The following is a 21,902-nucleotide window of genomic DNA, read 5'->3' as shown; positions in this document are numbered from 1 at the left end:
CAACCAATTTCATTTTAGTTATTCAACCCAAAAGTCACTGATTGTGTTATCACTAACTTGATCCTGCAATATCTATGCTACATTCGTTCTGGTTCCAAAAACCTCAAACGGGCTCAACCTATAAATTGAAGTAGCTCAAATCGATTGCCGAATGGGTCACGAAAGAAAAACCGATCCCGGCCGTCGATGTCGGAAGAGTATTCAATGTCCAGGTTTTTCTGCTGAAGCATTTCTTTCGCTTCAGCAAGATTACCGACTTCAAAAGCCGGATGTCGTTTGGAAAAGCTCGTTCCTGCTTCCTCGCGTACATGCAGCTCAATGTCGCCCATCTGAAACCAGATCGCCCCACCCGGATGATTGCCCGGAATTTCGGTAAGCCCCACCACGTCTGTATAAAACGTGCGGGCTTCGACCGTAGCGCCCTCAGGAATACAAATTAGTACGTGATCTAATCGCTTAAATTGAATCATGATGAATACACTTACGTAATTGAGTGCATGAGCGATTGGGCAAATAGCTGATGCGAGCCTTATTCACACAATCACTCAATCATTAACTCGCTCAATAAAATTTCGGAGGAGGATTTAAGGTCAGATTTTGCCGTTGGTGCCAGTAAGGGTAAATGGGTGGCACTTCGCTGGCCTTATCCAGTTTTTTCAGTTGATCGACGGTCAGACGCCAGCCCACGGCAGCAAGGTTCTGTTTGAGTTGTTCTTCGTTTCTGGCTCCAATAATGATGCTCGATACCGTGGGGCGTTGCAATACCCAGTTGATGGCTACCTGAGCGATTGACTTTCCGGTTTCGGCAGCGATTTCTTCCAAGACATCGGTGATGGTATAAAACGTTTCTTCCGAAACGACAGCCTGCGGTACGGGACTTCCGCCTTCTACGACCCGGCCTTCCGTTGGTTTGGGTTTGCTCCGCCCATATTTGCCCCCCAATCGGCCACCAGCCAACGGACTCCAAACCAGTGCCCCCACCTGTTGGTTGATCCCCAGCGGCATCAGTTCCCACTCATATTCGCGATTCACGAGCGAGTAATATACCTGATGAGCCACATAGCGATTCCAGCCATATTTTTCCGAAACAGCGAGCGATTTCATCAGATGCCATCCCGAAAAATTGGAGCAGGCTATATACCTTACTTTTCCACTTTGAACCAGATCATCCAGGGTTCGCAGGGTTTCGTCAACGGGTGTATTTCCATCAAATCCATGCATATGATAGATGTCGATGTAATCGGTTTTAAGCCGTCTGAGGCTACTCTCACACTGCCGCAGCAAATGAAATCGCGACGATCCCTGGTTGTTTGGCCCCTCGCCAAACGTGAATGTTGCTTTACTCGAAATCAGCACCTTATCACGCAACCCGGTCAGGGCTTCTCCTAAAATTTCTTCGGAAAGCCCCTGCGAATACACATCGGCGGTATCGAAGAGATTGACCCCGGCATCCAGACAAAGGCCAACCAGTCGTTTGGCTTCATCGACCTGTGTGCTTCCCCAGGCTTTAAAAAATTCGGTACCACCGCCAAAAGTGGCCGTTCCAAAACTTAATACCGGCACATTCAGGCCCGATGCGCCTAATTGTCTGAATTCCATAGCTACTGACTATACTGCGTTTAACGAATTACACGGTTCTGATCGAGTTCTTGCGTAGCTGCAATTTGCAAACAGCTTCTGGTAAAAGAGCGGAAACGCATGAAAATTTAACATACGCTTTCTAGCCAGGCTGCTTCATTGGTCGACAGCCCATCTTATACAACCCAACTGCTCCGACTAGCCTGCAAATTAGTATTATTTCCATATACTTTTTCAATAGCATATTGATTATCAGACCACTACCTCACATGACTATTTAAAGAATTGCTTAAACAATTCACGTTTTCACTGCAAAAAGCAAGGCACTTTTTGTACTTTACCAATATTAGAAAACTATCTCAGGGTCTACTTTAGTTATTTAGCATAGAAACCAGATGCGTTTTATACGTCGAGTTCCATTCGCTTACCAATATTTACCAGCCTGCATCTGTTTCAAACGTCGGCTTTAAAATACACTGGCCGTCAATCACTTACTCCTTACCTCAGGCTAGAATAGGCCCACAGAGGCATCCTGACACCAGGGAATTAACACACAGAAATCATGAAATCCGTATATACATCAGCCCATTCCACTACAACAACCTCATTCTGGACGAATCGCTGGATGGCCACCCGTTTGGCACTTATTCGTTTTATTGATCGACATGCCCCAACTTTTGTGGGCTTATCCCGTAGCGCGACGCCCTTTGGCGGCAACTGGCTCATGGCCAATCGCTAAACGATTTTCAGGCTACACTATTCGTTTGTACGTCTAGTCCAGATATGGCTAGCTACGCATCTCTGCTGCTGTGACATGCGAAGTCGAATGGGCTGGCTCAGGCAGAGAAGGCGGTCAATAGGTTTAGCCTCCAATCAGGGGATACAAGACTAGCTGAATCAGATTGCTTAGTTTTCGACGCCAGCCTTTGTGGCCGTATCGGCACTACGCCCGCTGATGGCCGTAGCTGTTCGCTATTGGGTCGAAGCAATCGCCCAAATAGCCTGGGTCGAGTAGGTGTTTGTGCCACTACGCCCCCCATTAAACTTCACAACACATGAATCGTTTTTCGGTCATTTATCTGCTCAAGAAGCAGTATTACCATATCGATTGTGCCACTCATACCGAAGCGGATGCCTTACTGGAACAGATGCTTACGCAGGATGGCTACCGACCTATTGGCGTGTACGACGCCAAAACCGAGCTCTTTTACTGGGAGCCTACCCGCCAGCATCAGTACGACAAAGCCAGTATTGAAAAGCAGGGCAAACAGGGAACCCAGATGATTCGAATTGCCCAAACGCTGCGCCAGCGCGATGAAGCCCAGGAGCAACACGCCAATTCGATCTCACAGTTACTTCATGTAGATGACTAGTAAGACCTAACCTCATCCATCATGCAAACCAACACAAACGAAACACTAAATTCCCTGCCCACTTTACTGGCCTATCCCGGCTTTCTGGCAGGTTACCGAACCATCGACGAAACCGTCAACGATCACTTGTTCAGCAATTACCTTCGTGCGCTTATCCAGCAGGATATGCTGACGTCGGCGAGTATACCGGACCAACCGGAAGAGTCGATTGAAGCTTTTATTCGCCAGTTCACGAACCAGCCCGAGTCGCTCGCCAGTTTGTGTTCCGATGGGATTTCGAAACTTCCATTGCTCCTACTCCCAACATTGCTGGATGCACTAACCAAAAACGGCGACATTCATCGGATGGCTTTTTTATTGGCCGCCTACGGTCATTACCTGGCCGCTAGCTGCGACGACACAGAAACCGATCAGGCTCTAACCGAGTCAGGATTTCCGCAGGGCGACTGGGCTAAAATCACCAGCCCGGATACATTGGCCTTTTTGAGTATTTCAGCATTTGCCTCGGCACGCTTGCACAACTACCCCCACTTTGTGGCTATGTACAAATCGTACCGAACGCAAATTGCCAAATATGGAGTCGTTTTTCTGTTGAAACAAATGGCTTATAACCAGTTGGCGCTTCCCTGACATGGGGGCGGAAAGTAGCACGTTGACAAACAAAAATCGGTACCGAAAGCTTCGGTACCGATTTCTAAATACATCTGAATCCCTTTAAGAGGCCTTTCAGGACTTTTCATCGTTTATCATAGGTTAGCATAAGATTTACGGTCGTTCCGGGAGTTTGCCCAGAAAGGTATCGGTTATGACGCGTTCGTAGCCGGAGATAAAGTGGGGAGTCGACCAAACCCTGGAGCGCTCCCCACAATAAACTATATTACCAACCTAAAAAGGTTCGGCACTATTCGACCGACTCATTAAAATTCACTTAAATCTGACCCTCCACGGCTACGGCTCCCTGAAGCGTTCGGGGCTGACTCAGATCAATTCGGCAGGCCGTGCCGTTGACTGACGAATGCTTTTCAGGATCAGCTGTTCCGAAACGGTGGGCGTAGCACCACGTTGGGTAGCCACATAAGCTCCTGTAGCACAGGCAAACTCGAGGGTTTTAGCGGGCGTTTCGCCCTGTAAGGTTTTGTAGAGAAAAGCGGCCAGGAATGAATCGCCGGAACCGATCGTATCTTCCACCTGTACCGAAAATCCCGGATGTTCCGTAAACCCGTCGTTGTTCAACAAGATAGCTCCGTTTTCGCCACGGGTAACACATACGGACTTCAGCTTGAAACGGTCTCGCAGAAACTCCATGGCTTCCCGTTCGGGCAAGGGCGACGTATACCAGCCAATGATCTCTTCCAGCTCATTGTGATTGATTTTCAGAATATCTGCCTTTTGAAGCAGATACGAAACTTCCAGCGGTGTGTAATGAGGAGCCCGCAGGTTTACATCGAACACACGCAGTGCAACCTGATCGAGTAACTGGTGCAGCGTATTTCGCGAGGTCTGGCTGCGGGCCACCAGACTCCCGTATACCAGGATTGCTTTTTGATACAACGAACTCAGCGAGTCATCGTACTGAATATAATCCCAGGCTACGGGCTGCAATATTTTATACACAACTTCATTGCGGTCGGTCAGATTGGCCTTTGCAATGCCCGTCAGGTGTGTGGCCCCCAATTGTACATAAGCTGTGGGCAGGTGTTTCTCCCGAAGAAACTCCAGCAGTTCACGGCCAAGATCATCGTTGCCAACACGGCTGATAAGCTGGGCATTCATGCCAAAATTACGCAGGTGAACAGCCACATTCATGGGGGCACCACCCGGTTGCTTGCTGGTCGGTAAAACGTCCCAGAGAATTTCGCCAAAGCAAAGAATAGGTTGATTCATTGGTGTAAAGGTTTAGTGGACAACAAACGTTCTTTCAATCTGCTCCAGGCTGGTGCCTTTGGTTTCGGGCATCAGACGCAAAACGAATACCAGTTGCAATACCATCATGGCCGTAAAAAACAGGAAGGTGTTACCACCGCCAACCTGCTCGGCCAGATATGGAAACGTAAATGTAATGATTGCGGCCATTAGCCAATGCGTAAAGCTGCCCAGTGCCTGACCGCTGGCCCGTACTTCATTTGGAAAGATTTCGGAGATAAAGACCCAGATTACAGCCCCTTGCGAAAAGCCAAAGAAAGCGATATAGCCGAACAGCAGAAGCGGCACAGTCATCCCGCTGAAATCCTCGGTATAGAAGGCACGCGCCACCAATGCCAGGGTAACGATCAGACCCGCCGAACCGATTTTCATCAATGTTCGTCGGCCAAACCGATCAATCAAATTCATCGAGATCATGGTAAAAACAAGGTTGACAAACCCGATACCCGCCGACGAAAGTAAGGCCGAACTTTTGCCCAGGCCCGTCATTTCGAAAATTCGGGGAGCGTAATAGATAATAGCGTTGATGCCTGATACCTGATTGAATACGGCAAATAACACCGCGAGCAGGATTGGAGTTTTGTGCGTGGCCGAAAATAATCGGGTCGACCCTTCGGTATGGTGGTTACTCTGCTGAATGGCCACCATCGTTTTTTCGGCAGTGGCCGGGTCAATCATTCGGAGAACATCAAATGCCTGGGCTACATCCCCTTTCTTCAACAACAGCCAGCGCGGGCTTTCGGGAATATTCAGTACTGAAATCAGAAAGATAAGCGACGGCACAGCCTGTATCCCAAGCATCCACCGCCATGAGTCGGTACCCAAACCCTGGAGTAAAAAGTTCGACAGATAGGCAATCAGAATACCCAGAACCACATTGAACTGAAACAGGGCAACCAACCGACCACGCGATTTGGCAGGCGATATTTCCGTGATGTACATAGGGGCCGCCACCGACGAAGCCCCGACGCCCAAACCACCCAGAAACCGAAACAGGAGAAAAATGCTCCATCCCGTTGCCAGCGCTGTTCCGAGCGAAGCGACCAGGTAGAGAATAGCAATCCAGAGCAGGGTTTTCTTTCGCCCCAATTGCTCAGCGGGAATACCACCCAACATCGAACCGAGTACGGTACCAATCAGGGCAATGGAAACGGTAAGGCCATGCTCCCACACATTCAACTGCCATAATGACTGCAACGACTGTTCAACACCAGAAATGACTGCGGTATCGAACCCGAAGAGAAAACCACCCAACGCAGCCGTAATGGACCAGAAAAAGATGCGCTGTTTTTGACTCATGTTTACGGATATGAACCGGGTTTAGGAGCGATTCATGAGTCAAAGGTAGAGAGGAGCAATCGCGACAGACTTTCAAAATCTGTTCAAATAATTACAAATTACAAATAGACACCAAATAAATTGATTATCAATAATTTATCTAAAAAACTAAAACTAGTTATTATAAATATGTTACAGTAATTTTAGCTTTTGATTCGATACGATTTTGCCTTAACCTGGCCTACCCCTAAAACCCTATCCCTGCGCTTCAAACCGATACCCGACGCCATGAACGGCTACGATCCGAACTGCCGGATCTTCCTGAAGCAGCTTCCGTAAGCGAGATACAAACACATCCAGGCTCCGGCCCACAAAAACGCCTTCGTCTTCCCAAACCGATTTCAGGATAAATTCCCGTTCGGCTACCTGATTCGCATGGTCAATAAAAAACTGTAGCAACTTGGCCTCACGATAGGTCAGTGCATGCTGGTTAGTACCTACCTGAAGAAGTAGCGTTTTGGGGCTGAAACTCGATGTACCGAATCGTAATAATCCGTCGGAGACCGGAGCAGGGTTGGGCGACTCAGTTGGCGAGGGCGTGGATGGCCACTTTTGCCACACCACATACCCCAGTGCCGTAAGGCAGGTACCCAGCGCCAATACCCACCAGGCCATTACTGGCTGTGAAGGTTCTTCCTGTATACTATTGAAGGTAACCTGTAATGTATAGCAATCGGCTTTCTGATTCCGCCCTACACAGGGAACCTCGCCGACTCGGACCAGATCGTTGATATTGTATCCCAACTGCAATTCTCCACGAGCGCAGTCCAGCACCGCTACATCATAGTTTTCCCGAATGGCATGAACGGCAAACGACTCATTTAATAAGCGGGGAAGTTGGTTGTAATCGAATGCATGGTTCAACTGAATCTGAAACGTGCGTGCATCCCGCTGCTGAACAGGCAAAATTCGTGATGTATCATCTCCGGCCTTTTGCAACAAATGGTGCGCTGTTCGTCGGAGAGCAAGATTCACTTTCCGGGCAAAATGGAGCTTCTCCGTTGCCGAAACAGATGGGGTTAGCCCGGCAAACAAGATAATTAAAACGCCCGAAAGCATTAAGGCTATGGTTGTGAAGAACTGGACCGACTTACGCATTCGTGTACTTGTTAAAGTAGGATATACTGTTTTCGCTCGTCCGCGATTGGCTCACGGATTTTGAGTCCAACGTCTATGACACGGACTCAAAATCCCTGCCAACTGGATACGTGATCCCCTGCCGTTGCGCCTGCCACGCAAACTTCAGGTATCCGTGATGCATTCGCGGACGAGTCTGAATACGGTAAATTACATTAACATCCTGGCGAATACCAATTAAAGAGCCAATTAACCCCTTCTAGTCGAACAACCCGGCGAGCTGATTTATCTGCTGGCCGAACTGGGTCAATCACCAAATCGTCGCCCGGCCGAGCTACTTCCATCACGGGAGCTATATCATATACTTGCCGCCCGGTATCTGATGCTTCTTTATGAATCAGGATTCCATTCCGATACAGATAGATACGGAATGGAATTTTGACGGATTCATCCGACATAGGATCACCCGAAACCACAGATAAGTGCCCTCGGCTGTGAATTGAAAAGACATGTAAGTTCAATGGCTTTTCATTCAAAATGAGTGGATTGGTATAAAACTCCGGCTTTTCCTCAATGGCGGATACAGGAGCAGTGGTGGGCATGACCTTCCAGGAAGTAAGGCCAACCAGACCTAGTGCAATAAATAAGAATCTGTAGGTATTCATGGTATTAATCGCAATAAGATAATTAACGTACAAGAATTTCATTGTGAGGCAATGCATACTGACTGCCAACTGTGAGCAACACAATATAATCGCCTTTTCGACAGTTGGCCAATATATTCTGGATGTTAACCCGTTTGGTTTCCTTTCTCGAATACTGCGTCAGTGTCTGACTTTTATGATCCCGAATAGCAACCATAAACGGAATCGACTCGACGGCTTTACTTTGGGTAGGCGACAGTTCAACGGTATTGACCGTCAGCTCGCCAGTTGCGGTAACTGGAATACTGCATTTTCCTTTCGTGGTATATTGATCCACAATCATTTTGTTCCCCAGAAAAGCAGCCGAACAGGTGCTGAAGGTTTGCTGGCTCAAGCCGATGGTTGAGCCAGCACAAACCAATAGGGCGTTTAGAAGTATGTGTTTCATGCTGGTTAATTATTTATCCGTACCAGAGCAAATCTAGAGCCACCACCCACACCAGCCGGTAAAGCCTTGTAAAAGCTTGTAAACGAATTGTAAAAGTTACTTTCTTTTGGAGAAAACGCCCCCTTTTCTTTTCCAGCCTCCTGTAAACCAGCCCTTAAAGCCAGAGCCCCTGTCTACCAACGTAAATACCGTTGGTAGACAGGGGCTCTCTATTAGCACTTGAAAATTCTTACTTCTGAGCCTCTGGCTTTACATACAATTGAGGTTTTGGTGTAATGCACAGGGTGAGCCAGGTACGGCGCGCCAGCCGGAAAAAATAGGGCGTTAACAAAACCAGTGATGGCAACATGCCCATCAGATAATAATCCAGATCGACCTGAAAGCCTTGTACGACAATAAAGAAGGTCAGTAAAATATAAATGGTATAAAACGCATAACTCACAAACATCGATGTCCAGTAGAATCCGGGTTCGGGCATAAAGTTTTCACCACAGTGGGGGCAGTGGTCATGCATTTTATCGAAATTTTTGCTGAATGCGCTGTTCGTCACGAAGAAATCACCCTGATGACAACGTGGACACTTATTAAAGGCAATGCTGTAGAATCGGCTGTTGGTAAACATAGTTCTGGAGCAAAAGAGCAGTCGACACAAGACCGCTTAATGGCTGTTGCTCAGGCAGTTTTTATGCTACAAAGGTAGCCTGCACGGCATTGAGCATCCAATACAAACCAAGCAACGTATGGTACAAATCAACGATCCACCAAAAGGGATTGCCGAAACTCGGCCGGTGTCTGGCCCGTATGTTTTTTAAAAAAACGAACAAAGTACGAAGGGTCGTCGAAGCCCAGTTGAAAGCCAATCTCTTTTACCGACTGGGTCGTGTGGGTCAGTAATCGCTGGATTTCAATAACAATGCGTTCGTGGAGGAGTTGACTGGCCGTTTTTCCAACTACTTTCTTACAGATGTGATTCAGATAGTTGGGCGTTAGGTGCAGTTGATCGGCGTAGGTACTTACCTCCCGAACCATCAGAAACTGATGCTCAATTAACTCCTCATAGGCCCGAATCCGATCATATAAATGTGCATCCTGCCCTACCCATTGCTGGTTATAAAGTCGGTTGGCCGTTTCGAGTACGATGTGCAGATACGACAAAAAGACTTCCGTCCGATTAGGCCGACGTTGTTCATATTCATCATAAGCGTAGGTTAATAAATTACTGAACACAGGCTGTTGGTCGGCAACTTCCAGCAAAGGCTGATGCTGGTGCGAATGATAGAACGGATATTGCTGCAACCGATTCCCGTACCGGCTCCGAAAGAAATTGGCATCGAAGAACAGGTTGTAGCCCCGCGCATCGGCCGACAGGTTCCAGCTATGCACCTGTCCCGGCGTCAGAAAATAGAGTTGATTAGGCGCCACCGGGTATGTCCGAAAATCGATGGTATGGCTTCCACTGCCCTGAATAATCCACATCAGCAGATAAAACGTATGCGAATGTGACTTATCGATGCCTTTCACTTCCTGAACCAGTTTTTCCAGCCGCGCCATATAAAAAAGAGCTTCGGGCTCATGTCGTGGAAAGGAATGAAGCTTATAAACGGGTACGAACAATGACATAATCTTACTTTGTTGGAGTAAAATACAGAAGCCCCAGCGTTTTAATCGTGTTTTAACCCCCACTACACAGATAGTTTCCTCAACGCGTGTTTCGGTGGCCCTATGCTCTACAAGTATAAGTACTCTTTCGTCAGTTGGTTCAGCGCAATGGTTTACCTATTGCCAGTATCCTTTACCTTTTGCCAATCTGCCCAGAAAACGTTTAGTCATCTCACAGTCGACGAGGGTCTTTCGCATAGTAGTGTTTATGCGATTACGCAGGACAACCGGGGTTTCATGTGGTTTGGAACACGCGATGGGTTGAACCGCTACGACTCCCGCAATGTGGTGGTTTACCAAAATCAGGCCACCCACAAAAATAGCCTGGCATCCAATACGATCAATAGCCTACTGATCGATAAACGAGGTCGTTTGTGGATAGGAACCGCGAAAGGACTGGCGCTTTATCGGCCCGAACAGGATGATTTCCAACGTATGTTAACGGGTGGTTCGGCCACTCACGGCCTTCCCGATTCGACCATAAACTGGCTGCTGGAAGATCATCAGCAATCACTCTGGATTGGTACACAGGGGGGATTATACCGACTCAACCGTCAACAACAGCTTGAATCCTTAACCGAACTGCTCCAACATCCCCAAACGTTCCGCAATCGGTCGGTACGCACTCTATATGAAGATTCAGAACGTACCTTATGGGTGGGTACAACAAACGGATTACTGAAACTCCGGCCTACTTCTTCGGGAAAATTCCGGCTCACCAACTATTTCCTGGAACCAACCGATTCGGTGTACACGAACACCCTCAACAACATCAATGCCCTTGCCGAAGATCGGTTCGGTCGCCTGTGGATCGGCACGGAGGGGAACGGCATTGCCTTGTTTGATAAACAGCGCGGACGGGTGACTTCCTGGAATCCGGTGGCAGGTCTTGACCTCAACACACAAACCATCCGAACCATCCAGCCCGATGGTCGAGCAAACTTCTGGATTGGTACCATGTCGGGGTTACATATCGTTGCGCAGGATGGCAGCCACTTCCAGACGCTCACCAACCAGCCCATCGACCCAAATTCATTGGGCGACAATTCGGTACGGTCCATCTTCCGGGACCGGGATGGGTCATTCTGGGTTGGTACGTATTATGGTGGGGTTAACATGTATAGCCCATTAGCCCGGCAGTTCGGTTCCTATCACCCTGTCGACAAGCATGGCCGTACACCCTTTAAAATTGCCGGGCCCATCGTGCCCGCCCATGCCTCAAACCAGCTTTGGATTGGTACCGAAGATCGGGGGCTTTTGTTGATCGACTCCGACAAAACCATTCTCCACCATTACACCCACGATGCCCGAAATAGCCACTCTCTATCGAACGATAAAGTCAAATGCCTGTTAGCGGATGGCCCGAATGGACTTTGGGTCGGAACAATCAAAGGCCTGAATTACCTTGACTTCCGAAAGCAAACCATTACCCGGTATCTGCATGACCCCCATAACCCCCATTCGTTACCCAACGACCGTATCTATGATCTCAAACGCGACACGCAGGGAGGTATATGGGTTGTTACCAATCTGGGTGGCATTTGTCGATTTGTACCCAAAACGCAGTCGTTCGAGCGAGTAGGCCATAACCTGCCGAACATGTCGAACAATGTAACCACCCTGCTCTTCGACAGCCAGGGGCAAATGTGGTTCGGTAATGCAGGGGGATTATTGCGCAAGCGATCAGGCGAAAATAAAGCCGTTCGTTTCTTCCATAACGACAACGACCCGGGCTCCCTCAGTAATAACCATGTGATGTGCCTGCTCGAAGACCGGAAACACCGACTCTGGATCGGCACCCGCGATGGCGGATTGAACCTGCTTTTGCCGACTGGTCGTGCCTTTCAGCATTTCACAACAGCACAGGGATTACCCAGTAATACCATTTTTAGCATTCAGGAAGATCAGAAAGGCGGTTTGTGGGTCAGTACCGACAAAGGACTGGCGCAACTGGTAGCCGGACAATCGACGTTTACGGCCTATAATGTACACGATGGACTGGTCTGCCGGGAATTTACGTCTAATTCATCCTATCAGGACGCGACAGGGCACCTGTATTTTGGGGGCTATAACGGTATTGTGTACTTCCATCCTGATAGCATCCGTCGGAATACCACTGTCCATCCGCTGGCCTTTACCGGATTACGACTCTTCAATGAACCCGTTACCAGTCTGTCTTCCGACCAGTCGGGTATCGATTATCAGCAGGGTATCTCTCTCACCTATCAGCAGAATGTTTTTTCTGTCGATTTTGCCAGCTTTAACTACATCAACGCAGCCAAAAATCGATACGCCTACAAGCTCACTGGGTTCGATAAAGCCTGGAACTACGTAAGTGAACCAAGAGCTATGTATATGAACCTACCTGCTGGAGAGTATCTGTTACAGGTCAAAGGCACCAACAACGACAATGTCTGGAACGCAAATCCCCTGCAACTGAAAATTACGGTATTGCCCCCTCTCTGGAAAACCCCCTGGGCCTACGCGCTGTATGCGCTGACTTTTCTGGGTCTTTTACAACTTTGGTCGCGATTCAACCGGAACCGACTCCAACTGGCGCACGAGCTGGAAGAAGAACATCGGGAGAAGGCCCGTCAGCAGGAATTGCACCAGATAAAGCTGAATTTCTTTACCGAGATCGCGCACGAAATCCGTACCCCGCTTACGCTGGTAATGGCGCCCATTGAAGTCCTGAACGAGCGGTATTCGGCCGATCCCTTCATCCGAAAGCAGCTCTCGATCATGCGGGGAAGTACCGACCGATTGTTGCGGCTACTGAATCAGTTACTCGATTTCCGAAAACACGAAACGGGGAATATCCAACTACAGGTACGACAAACCGATCTGGTCGCTTTTTTGAGCAATAGTACCGATTCGTTTCGTGAACATGCTCGCGCCCACCAGCTTACGCTCACCAATGAATCCGAAATCTCGACGTTACCAGCCTGGTTCGATACCGGAGAGTTTGAGAAGGTAGTGTATAACCTCCTTTTCAATGCGGTTAAATTCACACCGGCTGGCGGCACAATTTCGGTCCGTTTACGGCGGGACTTCGCATCCTCACGAGCCGACGAACAGGCGGTCATTACCATCGAAGATACAGGGGCTGGGATTCCAGCGGGCAATCTGGATTACATTTTCAATCAGTTTTATCAGGTGGGTCATGCCCCCACCCGCGATTCCGGCTTCGGTCTAGGACTAGCGCTCAGCAAGCACATCGTTGAACAGCACAAGGGGCAGATTACGGTGGAGAGCCAGGAAGCCGAAGCCGGACACCCAGGCTTCACCCGCTTTATCATCCGCCTTCCGCTGACGCCCCCCGAATCGCTCCTACAACCGACGATGGGCTCGCCAACACCTCAACCAACGGTATTGGCTCCTCTCTCTTCTTTATTACCAACCGATCTGACAAACCAGCTCATACCTACCGCCGTTGTACCAGAAACTGGCCAGCCCCTAATTCTGGTGGTCGACGATCAGGAAGATATTCGGGCCTACATCCGCGATTTGTTTTCAGCAACCTATCAGGTGGTGGAGGCTGCCCATGGCGCCGAAGCCCTGGAAAAAGCGACTCAACTCCTTCCCGACCTGGTTATTGCCGATGTAGCTATGCCGATACTGGACGGTTTCTCACTGACAAATCGTATTAAGACGGATGTACGAACCAGTCATATTCCGGTGATTTTGTTAACCGCCAAAAATGCCGTCGACAATCAACTGACGGGCCTGCAAACAGGTGCCGATGATTATGTAACGAAGCCATTTCACCCGATTCTGCTGCAAACGCGGGTTCGCAATCTACTTCTGTTGCGAGAGCAGTTACGGGCTAAATATCATCAGCTTGTTACGCTTCAACCGCAGGTTCAGGAACTGGACCATCCCGACGAAAAATTCCTGAACCAGTTGATGACTACACTGGAAATCCACCTGAACGACGCGGAATTTAATGTAACGCGACTGGTGAGCGAAATGGGGATGAGCCGACCCGTGCTGTTCCGTAAAGTGAAAATGCTCACGGGCCTTTCCGTCATCGACCTGATCCGAACTACACGACTGAAAAAAGCCGAATTGCTGCTTAAACAACGAAAAGCCTCCGTATCCGAAATTGCCTTTGCCGTTGGTTTCAGCGACCCCAAATATTTCAGCCGCGCTTTCCGGGCACAGTTTGGCGTAACGCCGACCGAATACAGCCATCAGGCCATCGAAGAAGAAGTGGAAGAAGCCGAAGCGGTTTAGGCGTTGGCAGAAGCCTTGTCATTCCAATTACTAGTCACTCAAAACAACGGCTTCCTGTCATTCAGCTTTTTAGAGCGCAGCAACGCTTCCAGAAAATAATAGTCGGCATACACCAGCGGCACATCGATCTCGCTGGTTTTTGAGCCCGTACTATGCGCCAATAAAAAACCGTGGTTCTGCCCTATTGGCGATCGATAACCTGTTGCCAGACCGGCAATGATCTGATCGGCTTTGACCCGATACGACCCCTTCGGCACATACGTACTGAGTTCATACAAGGCCGAGGCCATGATCGCAGCCGCCGATACATCGCGGGGTTCGGATGGAATACCCGGTGCATCGAAGTCGTAATAAGGGACCAGATCGGCAGGCATGTGCGGATGGTTCAGCATATACCGGGCAATGGCTTCGGCCTGTTTCAAAAATTGCGGATCTTTTGTTTCGCGGTAGCACATCGTATAGCCATACAATCCCCAGGCCTGTCCCCGCGACCAGGCCGATTCGTCGCTGTAGCCCTGATGCGTATTTTTCTTGATCACCTTCCCCGTCAGTGTGTCATAATCAACCACGTGATACGAGCTGTTATCCGAACGGTAGTGGTTTTTCATCGTCGTTTTGGCGTGGGTTACAGCGATCTTATAAAAAGTAGAATCGCCCGTCAGGCGGGTGGCAGCAAACAGCAGTTCCAGATTCATCATGTTGTCGATAATGACCGGACACTGCCAGACGTCTTTATGATGGTCCCAGGAGCGGATAATCCCGGCAGTAGGCTTAAACCGCTTTATGAGTGTGCGAGCCCCCTGAATAATAACGGCTTTATCGTTGGGATCGCCCGTTAGCCGATACCCGTTGCCATAGCTGCAATAGAGTTTAAAACCCATGTCATGCGTTCCGGCGTTCATTTTCTCACTTTCCAGATTGGCCGTATAGTGCCGGGCGAGATCGGCCCATTCACGCTGGCCGGTGTATTCATACAGATACCAGAGTTCACCCGGAAAGAACCCACTGGTCCAGTCGCGGGCGGGTACGAGTTGCAAAGCGCCTACTTTATCCAGCGTCCGGGGCGATACTAAAGTCGGTTTTCTACTGGCTGATTCCTGTGAAGCCTTTGCAACCTCTGCCAGCATCAGTCGGGTTTGCTGTTCGGCATCCCGGAAAAGCGATTTGATGAGCGAATCCGGCACAAAGCCCGGCAGTAGACATATCGTAAGGAACAGGGCGAGAAATCGTCTATTTGTTTTCATTGGGGTTCGGTTAACCAGATAATCGGATTACGAATGGGCAGATTACGAATTACTTCTTCGACCTGTGGATTATGCTCCAGCTTTTTCCAGGTATCGAGCCAGTCTCTTTGCGCAAAAGCAACGGCACCGAATACCAGAAACGGTTGGGCTACGGGCCAGTCGTTCCAATACATCACATCGGGCTTTAACGGCCAGCTCGATTTATCCTGAACAAACGGATGCAGGTATGCAATACCTTTCCGAATGCCCCGTCCATCAGGCGTTTGGTACGTCCAGAGATTGTCGGATGGCGTCGATAAAATCTGGCAGATGGTCGTCATGGCATCCAGGTTGAAAAGCGAATAGCCGTAGGGTTTGGTTCGGCGAAGTTCCAGTGGAAAGCTACCGTCAACTGCCATCTGATCGGGCAGCAATATGGTTTTGTACCGATTCCGGCAGAACCTCATCAGCGAGTCATTGTTAGTTAATCGGGCGAAAGCCGCTACCTGCATCACCCAACAAGTGCCATGATTGTTTTTGGCATTCATCTCATCTTTCCCATAGGGATGCGTGGTTAGCCAGGTCAGATACTCCGCAAACCAGCGCCGAATAGCCGCTACGGTTGCTTTATCCGCACGTTTGGCCTTTTCCAGCACCCGAACACCCTGCGCCACTTCCATCAGATGAATCGTATCAATGATCCCAATCCCCCGCCCTGTTGCTCGCCCTTTGATTGCCTGTGCATAGACTAAGGACGGATTCATGCGCGTAGCCGGATCGACAAACCAGGCCGTCAGGTGCCGAAATGCCTGACGAACATAGGCTTCGTCCTTGGTCAGGACATAAGCTGACGCCAAGGCCCCAACAATCCGACTAAAGCGAATCATGGCCTGTCGATGGGCCACAAAATTGTCGGGGTTAGTCATGCCATCGCGCTGAATATAGGGGCCTTGCGGGTTAATCGTATCCGGCCACCAGTAATCCCCTTCCGAAAAGAAATCATGCTTCCCTCCTGCACTTCGAGGAGAGGTTTGCGCTGTCACGGTGATGGGTTGCTGCTGCATGGCCCAACGGGCTTCGGCCAGCGCCACCGATTTTAGTGTAGCCAGTACCACCGCCCGTTCCGATGGTTGAGCGTAAACGGTCGTTAGCAGGCACGACCCAATGACGAAGGCAAGAAACCGAATCAGCGTATACATAGCTTCATAAATGATCTGACGGCCCAATACTACTACAGCATCAGGGAAAGCATATAAATAAGGAGCGAGATGAGCAGCATGAGCGACCCAGCCTCGGCTATCGTTATCGTAAACTTGTCTTTTTTCACCCGCCTTTTTCGCTCATCGTTTTACTGCTGCAAGTTTAGCATCACCCACGGGTTTGCCCATTACGCCAACTGTTCAAAAAAGAGGACAAATCGTTCGGCAGGGTTAAAAAGCGTTCAAAGAGGTGGACAGACCGTTCGATTTAGATTATTCCCATATTTTTTATTCACATGCCGTCTAATATTGCCCCATCAAGCAATTTTTAAGAACCCTTTATTGCTATGCGTAAACCTTTATCTTCCAAATTTCTGCATTTGGTAATGTACGGGTGGCTGCCGCTCCTGCTGCTGTACGGAGACGTTTGGGGGCAGACTACTCAAAGCTACCGATTTAATGGCCGTGTTCTCGATGAAAAAGGGACTGGCTTACCCGGTGCAACCGTTGTGCTGAAAGGCGATGCCAAGTCTGGAACCACCACTGATGCCGACGGTAAATTCACGATCAACCTACCTACGGGCGGAGGAACCCTGGTGGTATCGGCCATCGGGTATCTGGGGCAGGAGGTCACCGTTACGAGCCAGACTACGCTCGATATTACCATGGCTCCCGACATCAAAACCCTGAACGAAGTGGTGGTAGTCGGGTACGGTACGCAGAAGAAAGAGAACCTGACCGGGGCTGTTGCAGCTATTACCATCGACGACAAAATTTCGAGCCGGGCGGTTGCCAACGTATCATCTGGATTATCAGGTTTAGTGCCGGGGTTATCGGTTCAGCAGTCGACGGGGCAGGCCGGGCGTAGTGGGGCCTCGCTGATCATTCGGGGGTTGGGTACGGTAAACAACTCCGGGCCGCTGATCGTGGTCGATGGAATGCCCGATGTCGACATCAATCGGATCGACATGAACGATGTAGCCAGCATTTCGGTTCTGAAAGATGCGGCTTCGGCATCGGTCTATGGGTCGCGGGCGTCGAACGGGGTTGTGCTGATCACGACCAAAAACGGCTCTCAGAACAAGAAAGCGCAAATCAACTACACGGGCACTTACGGGTTATCGCAGCCAACCAATTTCTACAACTACTTTGCCGACTATCCCCGTTCGCTGACTATGCACCTGCGGGCATCGGCGGCCGGTGCGTCCTCTACTACTTATCGCTACGGAACGGTTGAGGAATGGCTCTCGAAAGGGCTGGTCGACCCCATCAAATACCCCAATACCGACTGGTGGAAAACCATTCTGCGCGACCACGGCCGGATTCAGACGCACAACATTTCGGCATCGGGCGGGAACGACAAGATGAACTTTTACCTGTCGGCCGGACTCTACGACGAACTGGGCGTCTTGATCAATCACGACTACAAACGGTTCAACACCCGCTTCAACCTGGACTATAAAATCCGTGATAATGTCAAAGTGGGTATCCGAACAGATGGTCAGTGGTCGAATCAGAAGTATGCCAACTCGGAGGGGTTCATCACGTACTCAGGTACAGCCGGTTATGACATTCGCTACGCCATTGCGGGGATTCTGCCGTATAACTCAGCAACGGGTCAGTATGGGGGCATCATGGCGTATGGCGAAGATGCGTTTGCCCGTAACATGCTTTCCCAGTTCGAAGTTAACCACAACTTCCGCGATCGGCAGGAGTTCAACGGGAACCTATATGGCGAATGGACGCCCATTACAGGACTGACTGTTCGGGGTGATTATGGCCTTCGCTATTACAACCAGTTTACCAAAAGCTATTCCGACCCCACCGACGAGTGGAATTTCCAGACGGGTCAGTTAGCCCGAACCCTGGTCGCGACTAGCGCGGGGATTAGTAATGCCGTTAACTCAGGCTATAAAACGCTGCTTCAGGGCCGGATTACCTACAACAAAACCCTATTTGGCAACCATCAACTCAGCCTGTTGGGTGCTTATACCGAAGAATACTGGTTCAACCGGAATCTATCGGCCAGCCGTCAGGACCGGATCAACCCACTCCTGAGCGAAATCGATGCCGCACTGACGACTACCCAGGCAGCCGGGGGCAACTCCGATGCGGAAGGGCTTCGGTCGGGCATCGGGCGGATCAACTACGTGATTAATGATAAGTACCTGTTCGAGGTCAATGCCCGCTATGATGGGTCCAGTAAGTTTCTGCCGGGCTTCCAGTACGGCTTCTTCCCGTCGGCTTCGGCAGGCTGGCGTTTTTCCGACGAATCTTTCTTCAAACGGTTCTCGTCGGTAGTATCGTCGGGTAAACTACGGGCGTCGATTGGTAAACTGGGGAACAACTCCGGCGTAGGTCGGTATGAGCAGCGGGACATCTTCAACCTGACCAACTACATCTTCAACGGTAAGATTGTGAAAGGGTTTAGTTCGGCCAAGATCATCAACGAAGACTTCTCCTGGGAAGAAACCAACGTAACCAACGTCGGTCTGGATCTGGGCTTCTTCGGTGGCCGACTAACCAGCGAACTGGATCTGTATCAGAAGTTGACCACAGGTATGATCCGGCCTTCGTCTCTATCGACGTTCCTGTCGGGGTACAATGCCCCACGGGTAAACATCGGCAAGCTCCAGAATCGCGGGGTTGAACTGAATGTAACGTATCGGGCTAAAATCCGGGATGCCAACGTAGGCGCCACCCTGAACTTTGCCTACAACCGGAACAAATTGCTGGAATGGAACGAGTTTCTGAGCAAGGGCTACACCTACCTGAATCTGCCCTATCACTTCGCTTACAGCCGTGTGTCGACGGGCATTGCCCAGTCGTGGGAAGACATCGCCAATGCGCCTTTTCAGGGGCAGTACTTCTCCCCCGGCGATATTCTCTACAAAGATTTGAATGGTGACGGACAGATTACCGACGAAGACCGACAGGCCCAACCCCAGTTTAACCGCGATCAACCTGTCTCGACGTATGGTTTCAACCTCTTTGGCAACTGGCGCGGCTTCGATGTCAGTATTCTATGGCAGGCCGCCACAGGTCGGAAAGATTTCTGGCTGGAACCGTTCAACCAGGTCAACGTGCCCTCGGCCCGGAACGCGTTTCAGGATTACCACTGGTACGACACCTGGACTCTCGACAATCGGGGCGCTACACTGCCTCGTCTGCTAACCGGATCAGGAGGAAACAACCAGGCCGAGTCGACGTTCTGGCTGGATGACTTTAGTTACCTGCGTCTGAAGAATATCCAGGCGGGCTACAACGTCCCCAGCAAATACGCAAGCCGCATCGGTATGAGCCGGATTCGGGTCTACGTCACCGCCGAAAACCTGCTCACGTTCAGCCGGTACCGGGGTGTCGATCCCGAAAAAAGCACCAGCGTGGCCGATGCCGACAACAACGACGACCCGTTCCCGCTGCTGAAATCGTATTCGTTCGGCCTTAACCTCAGCTTTTAGTTTTCACGCATGAAACGACTGACATCTTTATCTCTTCTGCTGGGTCTGGCATTCCTCATAACGGCCTGTACCGAAGACCTGCTTGAGCAGGTTCCTACGACCCAGCTTTCGTCAGATTTATTCTGGAAAACGACCGACGACGCCATTTTTGCCGTCAATGGTGTATACGAAGCCAACCGGACTACTTTCGACCGCGACTACTATTTCGATGGAGCCGGGGAGTTTGTCCACACACGCGGCACCAGCAACAACCAGGGTTCGTTTAGCCCAGGGCCTATTGGGTCAAGCGGCAATTTCGGCTTTTTGTGGAGCGATTGCTACCGGGCCATCAACCGGGCCAACTACGTACTGGGCAACATCAATACCTTACGGGCGAATCTGAAATCTCAGTCCGATCTGGCCCTGATGAATCGGCTCGTTGGTGAAGTGCGATTTATCCGGGCACTGAATTATTTCCGACTCATCGATCTGTGGGGCGATGTCCCGTTTTTCAACAAGAAGCTGGACGGAAATGCCGAAGCGTATACGCTCACCCGAACCCCGCGTGCTGTCGTGAAAGATTCGGTTCTGGCCGATCTGAGCTTTGCGGCCAATGTGCTCCCCGAAAGCTATACGGGCGACAACCTCGGTCGGGCCACCAAACTGGCAGCCTGGGCGTTCAGCGGCAAAGTCAACCTGTTCTGGGCCTGCTGGATGAAAACGGCAGGCAACAGTGCCGATGCCCAAAAGCATTACACAGCCGCTGCCGCTGACTTCAAGAAAATCATCGACAAGAACATCCCGCTTTTCCGGGGTGGCGATCCGGGGCCCATTGACAATCCAAATTACTGGCACCTGTTTCAGTATTTCAACGAGTACGATCCCGAAATTATCTTCTCAGTGCAGTTTGGTGGGCCTTTGCTAAGCCAGGGTGAGGAACTGATGCGCGACTTCGGTACCCGCAACACGGGCAATGCCCAATGCTGGGTAGCGCCTACGTTCCGGCTGGCCAACCGCTACCAACTTATCAGCACGGGTGACTTTGCCCCACCGCTGGTTCTCTCGAAAAATACGACCCAAACCAACAGCGCAACCAATCCGAAATCGTACGTTGGGCGTGACTATCGGATGCGGGCCACTATGCTGTGGGACGAACAGAAAATGCTCCGTCTCTCGACCGATGGCCTGACTGTACAGGATAGCATCCCGTTCCGGTTCGGTAGCCGCGATGGGGTAACGTACATCAACTACGATGGCGCTCCGGCCGGGTATATTTTCCGCAAGTGGGTTCGGCAAACGGGTGGTATCGGACGTAGCGACGGCCCGCAGGACATTTACATGATGCGCCTGCCCGACGTGTGGCTGATGTATGCCGAAGCCGTCAACGAAGTCAACGGAGGCCCTACGGCCGAACTGTTCACTCTGCTCGACCGCATCCGTCGTCGAGGTAACTTACCCGCATTGAACCAGGCCAAATTTGCGACAAAAGCCGAGTTCTTTAAAGCCATCGAACAGGAGCGCATTATAGAGCTGGTTGGCGAAGGTCACCGCTTCTTCGACATCCGACGGTGGCGCAAAGCGGAAGAAATCTGGCCCGCACCCAGCGGCCAGGTCCTTTACGACTCACAGGGCACCCGTATCCGCGACGAGTTTGTGAATGCCCCTGATCGGAACTACCAGCGGTATTACATCTTCCAGATTCCAACCGGAGAGATCGAAGTCAACTCGAAAATAGTCCAGAATGAGCCCTGGCTCTAATGCGTC

At 50.3% G+C, this 21,902-nt stretch carries 17 protein-coding genes; 6 read left to right on the top strand and 11 right to left on the bottom strand.

What is annotated here, in order from left to right:
• Window positions 1-113: 113 nt before the first annotated feature.
• Both B153_RS0123880 and B153_RS0123875 read right to left on the bottom strand, forming a co-directional pair.
• On the bottom strand, window positions 114-470 hold the full coding sequence (locus tag B153_RS0123880; protein WP_020599273.1) for a VOC family protein: 357 nt from the start codon (window positions 468-470) through the stop codon (window positions 114-116).
• Window positions 471-561: 91 nt separating this feature from the next.
• Window positions 562-1,599 carry an aldo/keto reductase gene (locus tag B153_RS0123875; protein WP_020599272.1) on the bottom strand — a complete coding sequence of 346 codons (1,038 nt, stop codon included), beginning with the start codon at window positions 1,597-1,599 and terminating at the stop codon, window positions 562-564.
• Between the two features lie 541 nt (window positions 1,600-2,140).
• On the opposite strand from B153_RS0123875, the gene B153_RS37830 reads away from it, so the two are divergent.
• From B153_RS37830 to B153_RS0123860, 3 genes are all read left to right on the top strand, one after another.
• Window positions 2,141-2,317, top strand: a complete 177-nt coding sequence (locus B153_RS37830) for a hypothetical protein (RefSeq protein WP_157634808.1) — start codon at window positions 2,141-2,143, stop codon at window positions 2,315-2,317.
• A gap of 316 nt (window positions 2,318-2,633) precedes the next feature.
• Window positions 2,634-2,951 (top strand): hypothetical protein, encoded by a 318-nt coding sequence (locus B153_RS0123865; RefSeq protein WP_020599271.1) that lies wholly within the window; start codon window positions 2,634-2,636, stop codon window positions 2,949-2,951.
• Window positions 2,952-2,972: 21 nt separating this feature from the next.
• Window positions 2,973-3,581 (top strand): mannitol dehydrogenase family protein, encoded by a 609-nt coding sequence (locus B153_RS0123860; protein WP_020599270.1) that lies wholly within the window; start codon window positions 2,973-2,975, stop codon window positions 3,579-3,581.
• Between the two features lie 348 nt (window positions 3,582-3,929).
• Here B153_RS0123860 and B153_RS0123855 read toward each other — a convergent pair whose 3' ends face one another.
• The 7 genes from B153_RS0123855 to B153_RS0123825 all read right to left on the bottom strand — a co-directional run bounded on the left by B153_RS0123855 (window position 3,930) and on the right by B153_RS0123825 (window position 10,001).
• Window positions 3,930-4,835 (bottom strand): carbohydrate kinase family protein, encoded by a 906-nt coding sequence (locus tag B153_RS0123855; protein ID WP_020599269.1) that lies wholly within the window; start codon window positions 4,833-4,835, stop codon window positions 3,930-3,932.
• Between the two features lie 12 nt (window positions 4,836-4,847).
• Window positions 4,848-6,173 (bottom strand): sugar porter family MFS transporter, encoded by a 1,326-nt coding sequence (locus B153_RS0123850; protein WP_020599268.1) that lies wholly within the window; start codon window positions 6,171-6,173, stop codon window positions 4,848-4,850.
• Window positions 6,174-6,407: 234 nt separating this feature from the next.
• Window positions 6,408-7,310: a helix-turn-helix domain-containing protein gene (locus tag B153_RS0123845; protein WP_026262401.1), complete on the bottom strand. Its 903-nt coding sequence runs from the start codon at window positions 7,308-7,310 to the stop codon at window positions 6,408-6,410.
• A 194-nt stretch (window positions 7,311-7,504) separates the two neighbouring features.
• Window positions 7,505-7,954 carry a hypothetical protein gene (locus B153_RS0123840; RefSeq protein ID WP_157634807.1) on the bottom strand — a complete coding sequence of 150 codons (450 nt, stop codon included), beginning with the start codon at window positions 7,952-7,954 and terminating at the stop codon, window positions 7,505-7,507.
• Between the two features lie 22 nt (window positions 7,955-7,976).
• The gene (locus B153_RS0123835) at window positions 7,977-8,381 is read right to left on the bottom strand and encodes a hypothetical protein (protein WP_020599265.1); all 405 of its coding nucleotides are present in this window, start codon (window positions 8,379-8,381) and stop codon (window positions 7,977-7,979) included.
• A 229-nt stretch (window positions 8,382-8,610) separates the two neighbouring features.
• Entirely contained in the window at window positions 8,611-9,003 is a 393-nt protein-coding gene (locus B153_RS0123830; protein ID WP_026262400.1) for a DUF983 domain-containing protein, read from the bottom strand.
• Between the two features lie 128 nt (window positions 9,004-9,131).
• On the bottom strand, window positions 9,132-10,001 hold the full coding sequence (locus tag B153_RS0123825; RefSeq protein WP_020599262.1) for a helix-turn-helix domain-containing protein: 870 nt from the start codon (window positions 9,999-10,001) through the stop codon (window positions 9,132-9,134).
• Window positions 10,002-10,103: 102 nt separating this feature from the next.
• On the opposite strand from B153_RS0123825, the gene B153_RS0123820 reads away from it, so the two are divergent.
• A complete protein-coding gene (locus tag B153_RS0123820) occupies window positions 10,104-14,276 on the top strand; it encodes a hybrid sensor histidine kinase/response regulator transcription factor (protein ID WP_051097334.1) in 4,173 nt (1,390 codons plus the stop codon).
• 38 nt (window positions 14,277-14,314) lie between these two features.
• Here the strand turns inward: B153_RS0123820 and B153_RS0123815 are convergent, their stop codons facing one another.
• Both B153_RS0123815 and B153_RS0123810 read right to left on the bottom strand, forming a co-directional pair.
• Window positions 14,315-15,520: a glycoside hydrolase family 88 protein gene (locus B153_RS0123815; RefSeq protein ID WP_020599260.1), complete on the bottom strand. Its 1,206-nt coding sequence runs from the start codon at window positions 15,518-15,520 to the stop codon at window positions 14,315-14,317.
• On the bottom strand, window positions 15,517-16,698 hold the full coding sequence (locus B153_RS0123810; protein ID WP_040761939.1) for an alginate lyase family protein: 1,182 nt from the start codon (window positions 16,696-16,698) through the stop codon (window positions 15,517-15,519). Before B153_RS0123810 ends, B153_RS0123815 begins: the two co-directional genes overlap by 4 nt.
• Window positions 16,699-17,045: 347 nt before the next feature.
• Between B153_RS0123810 and B153_RS0123805 the strand changes: the two genes are divergently transcribed.
• Entirely contained in the window at window positions 17,046-20,159 is a 3,114-nt protein-coding gene (locus B153_RS0123805) for a SusC/RagA family TonB-linked outer membrane protein (protein ID WP_020599258.1), read from the top strand.
• Between the two features lie 9 nt (window positions 20,160-20,168).
• A complete protein-coding gene (locus tag B153_RS0123800) occupies window positions 20,169-21,896 on the top strand; it encodes a RagB/SusD family nutrient uptake outer membrane protein (RefSeq protein WP_020599257.1) in 1,728 nt (575 codons plus the stop codon).
• Window positions 21,897-21,902: the final 6 nt, after the last annotated feature.

Source organism: Spirosoma panaciterrae DSM 21099 (genome assembly GCF_000374025.1).
GTDB classification, from domain to species: Bacteria; Bacteroidota; Bacteroidia; order Cytophagales; family Spirosomataceae; genus Spirosoma; species Spirosoma panaciterrae.
The sequence above is the reverse complement of the archived record's forward strand: the minus strand, read 5'-3'. Positions and strand labels throughout refer to the sequence as shown.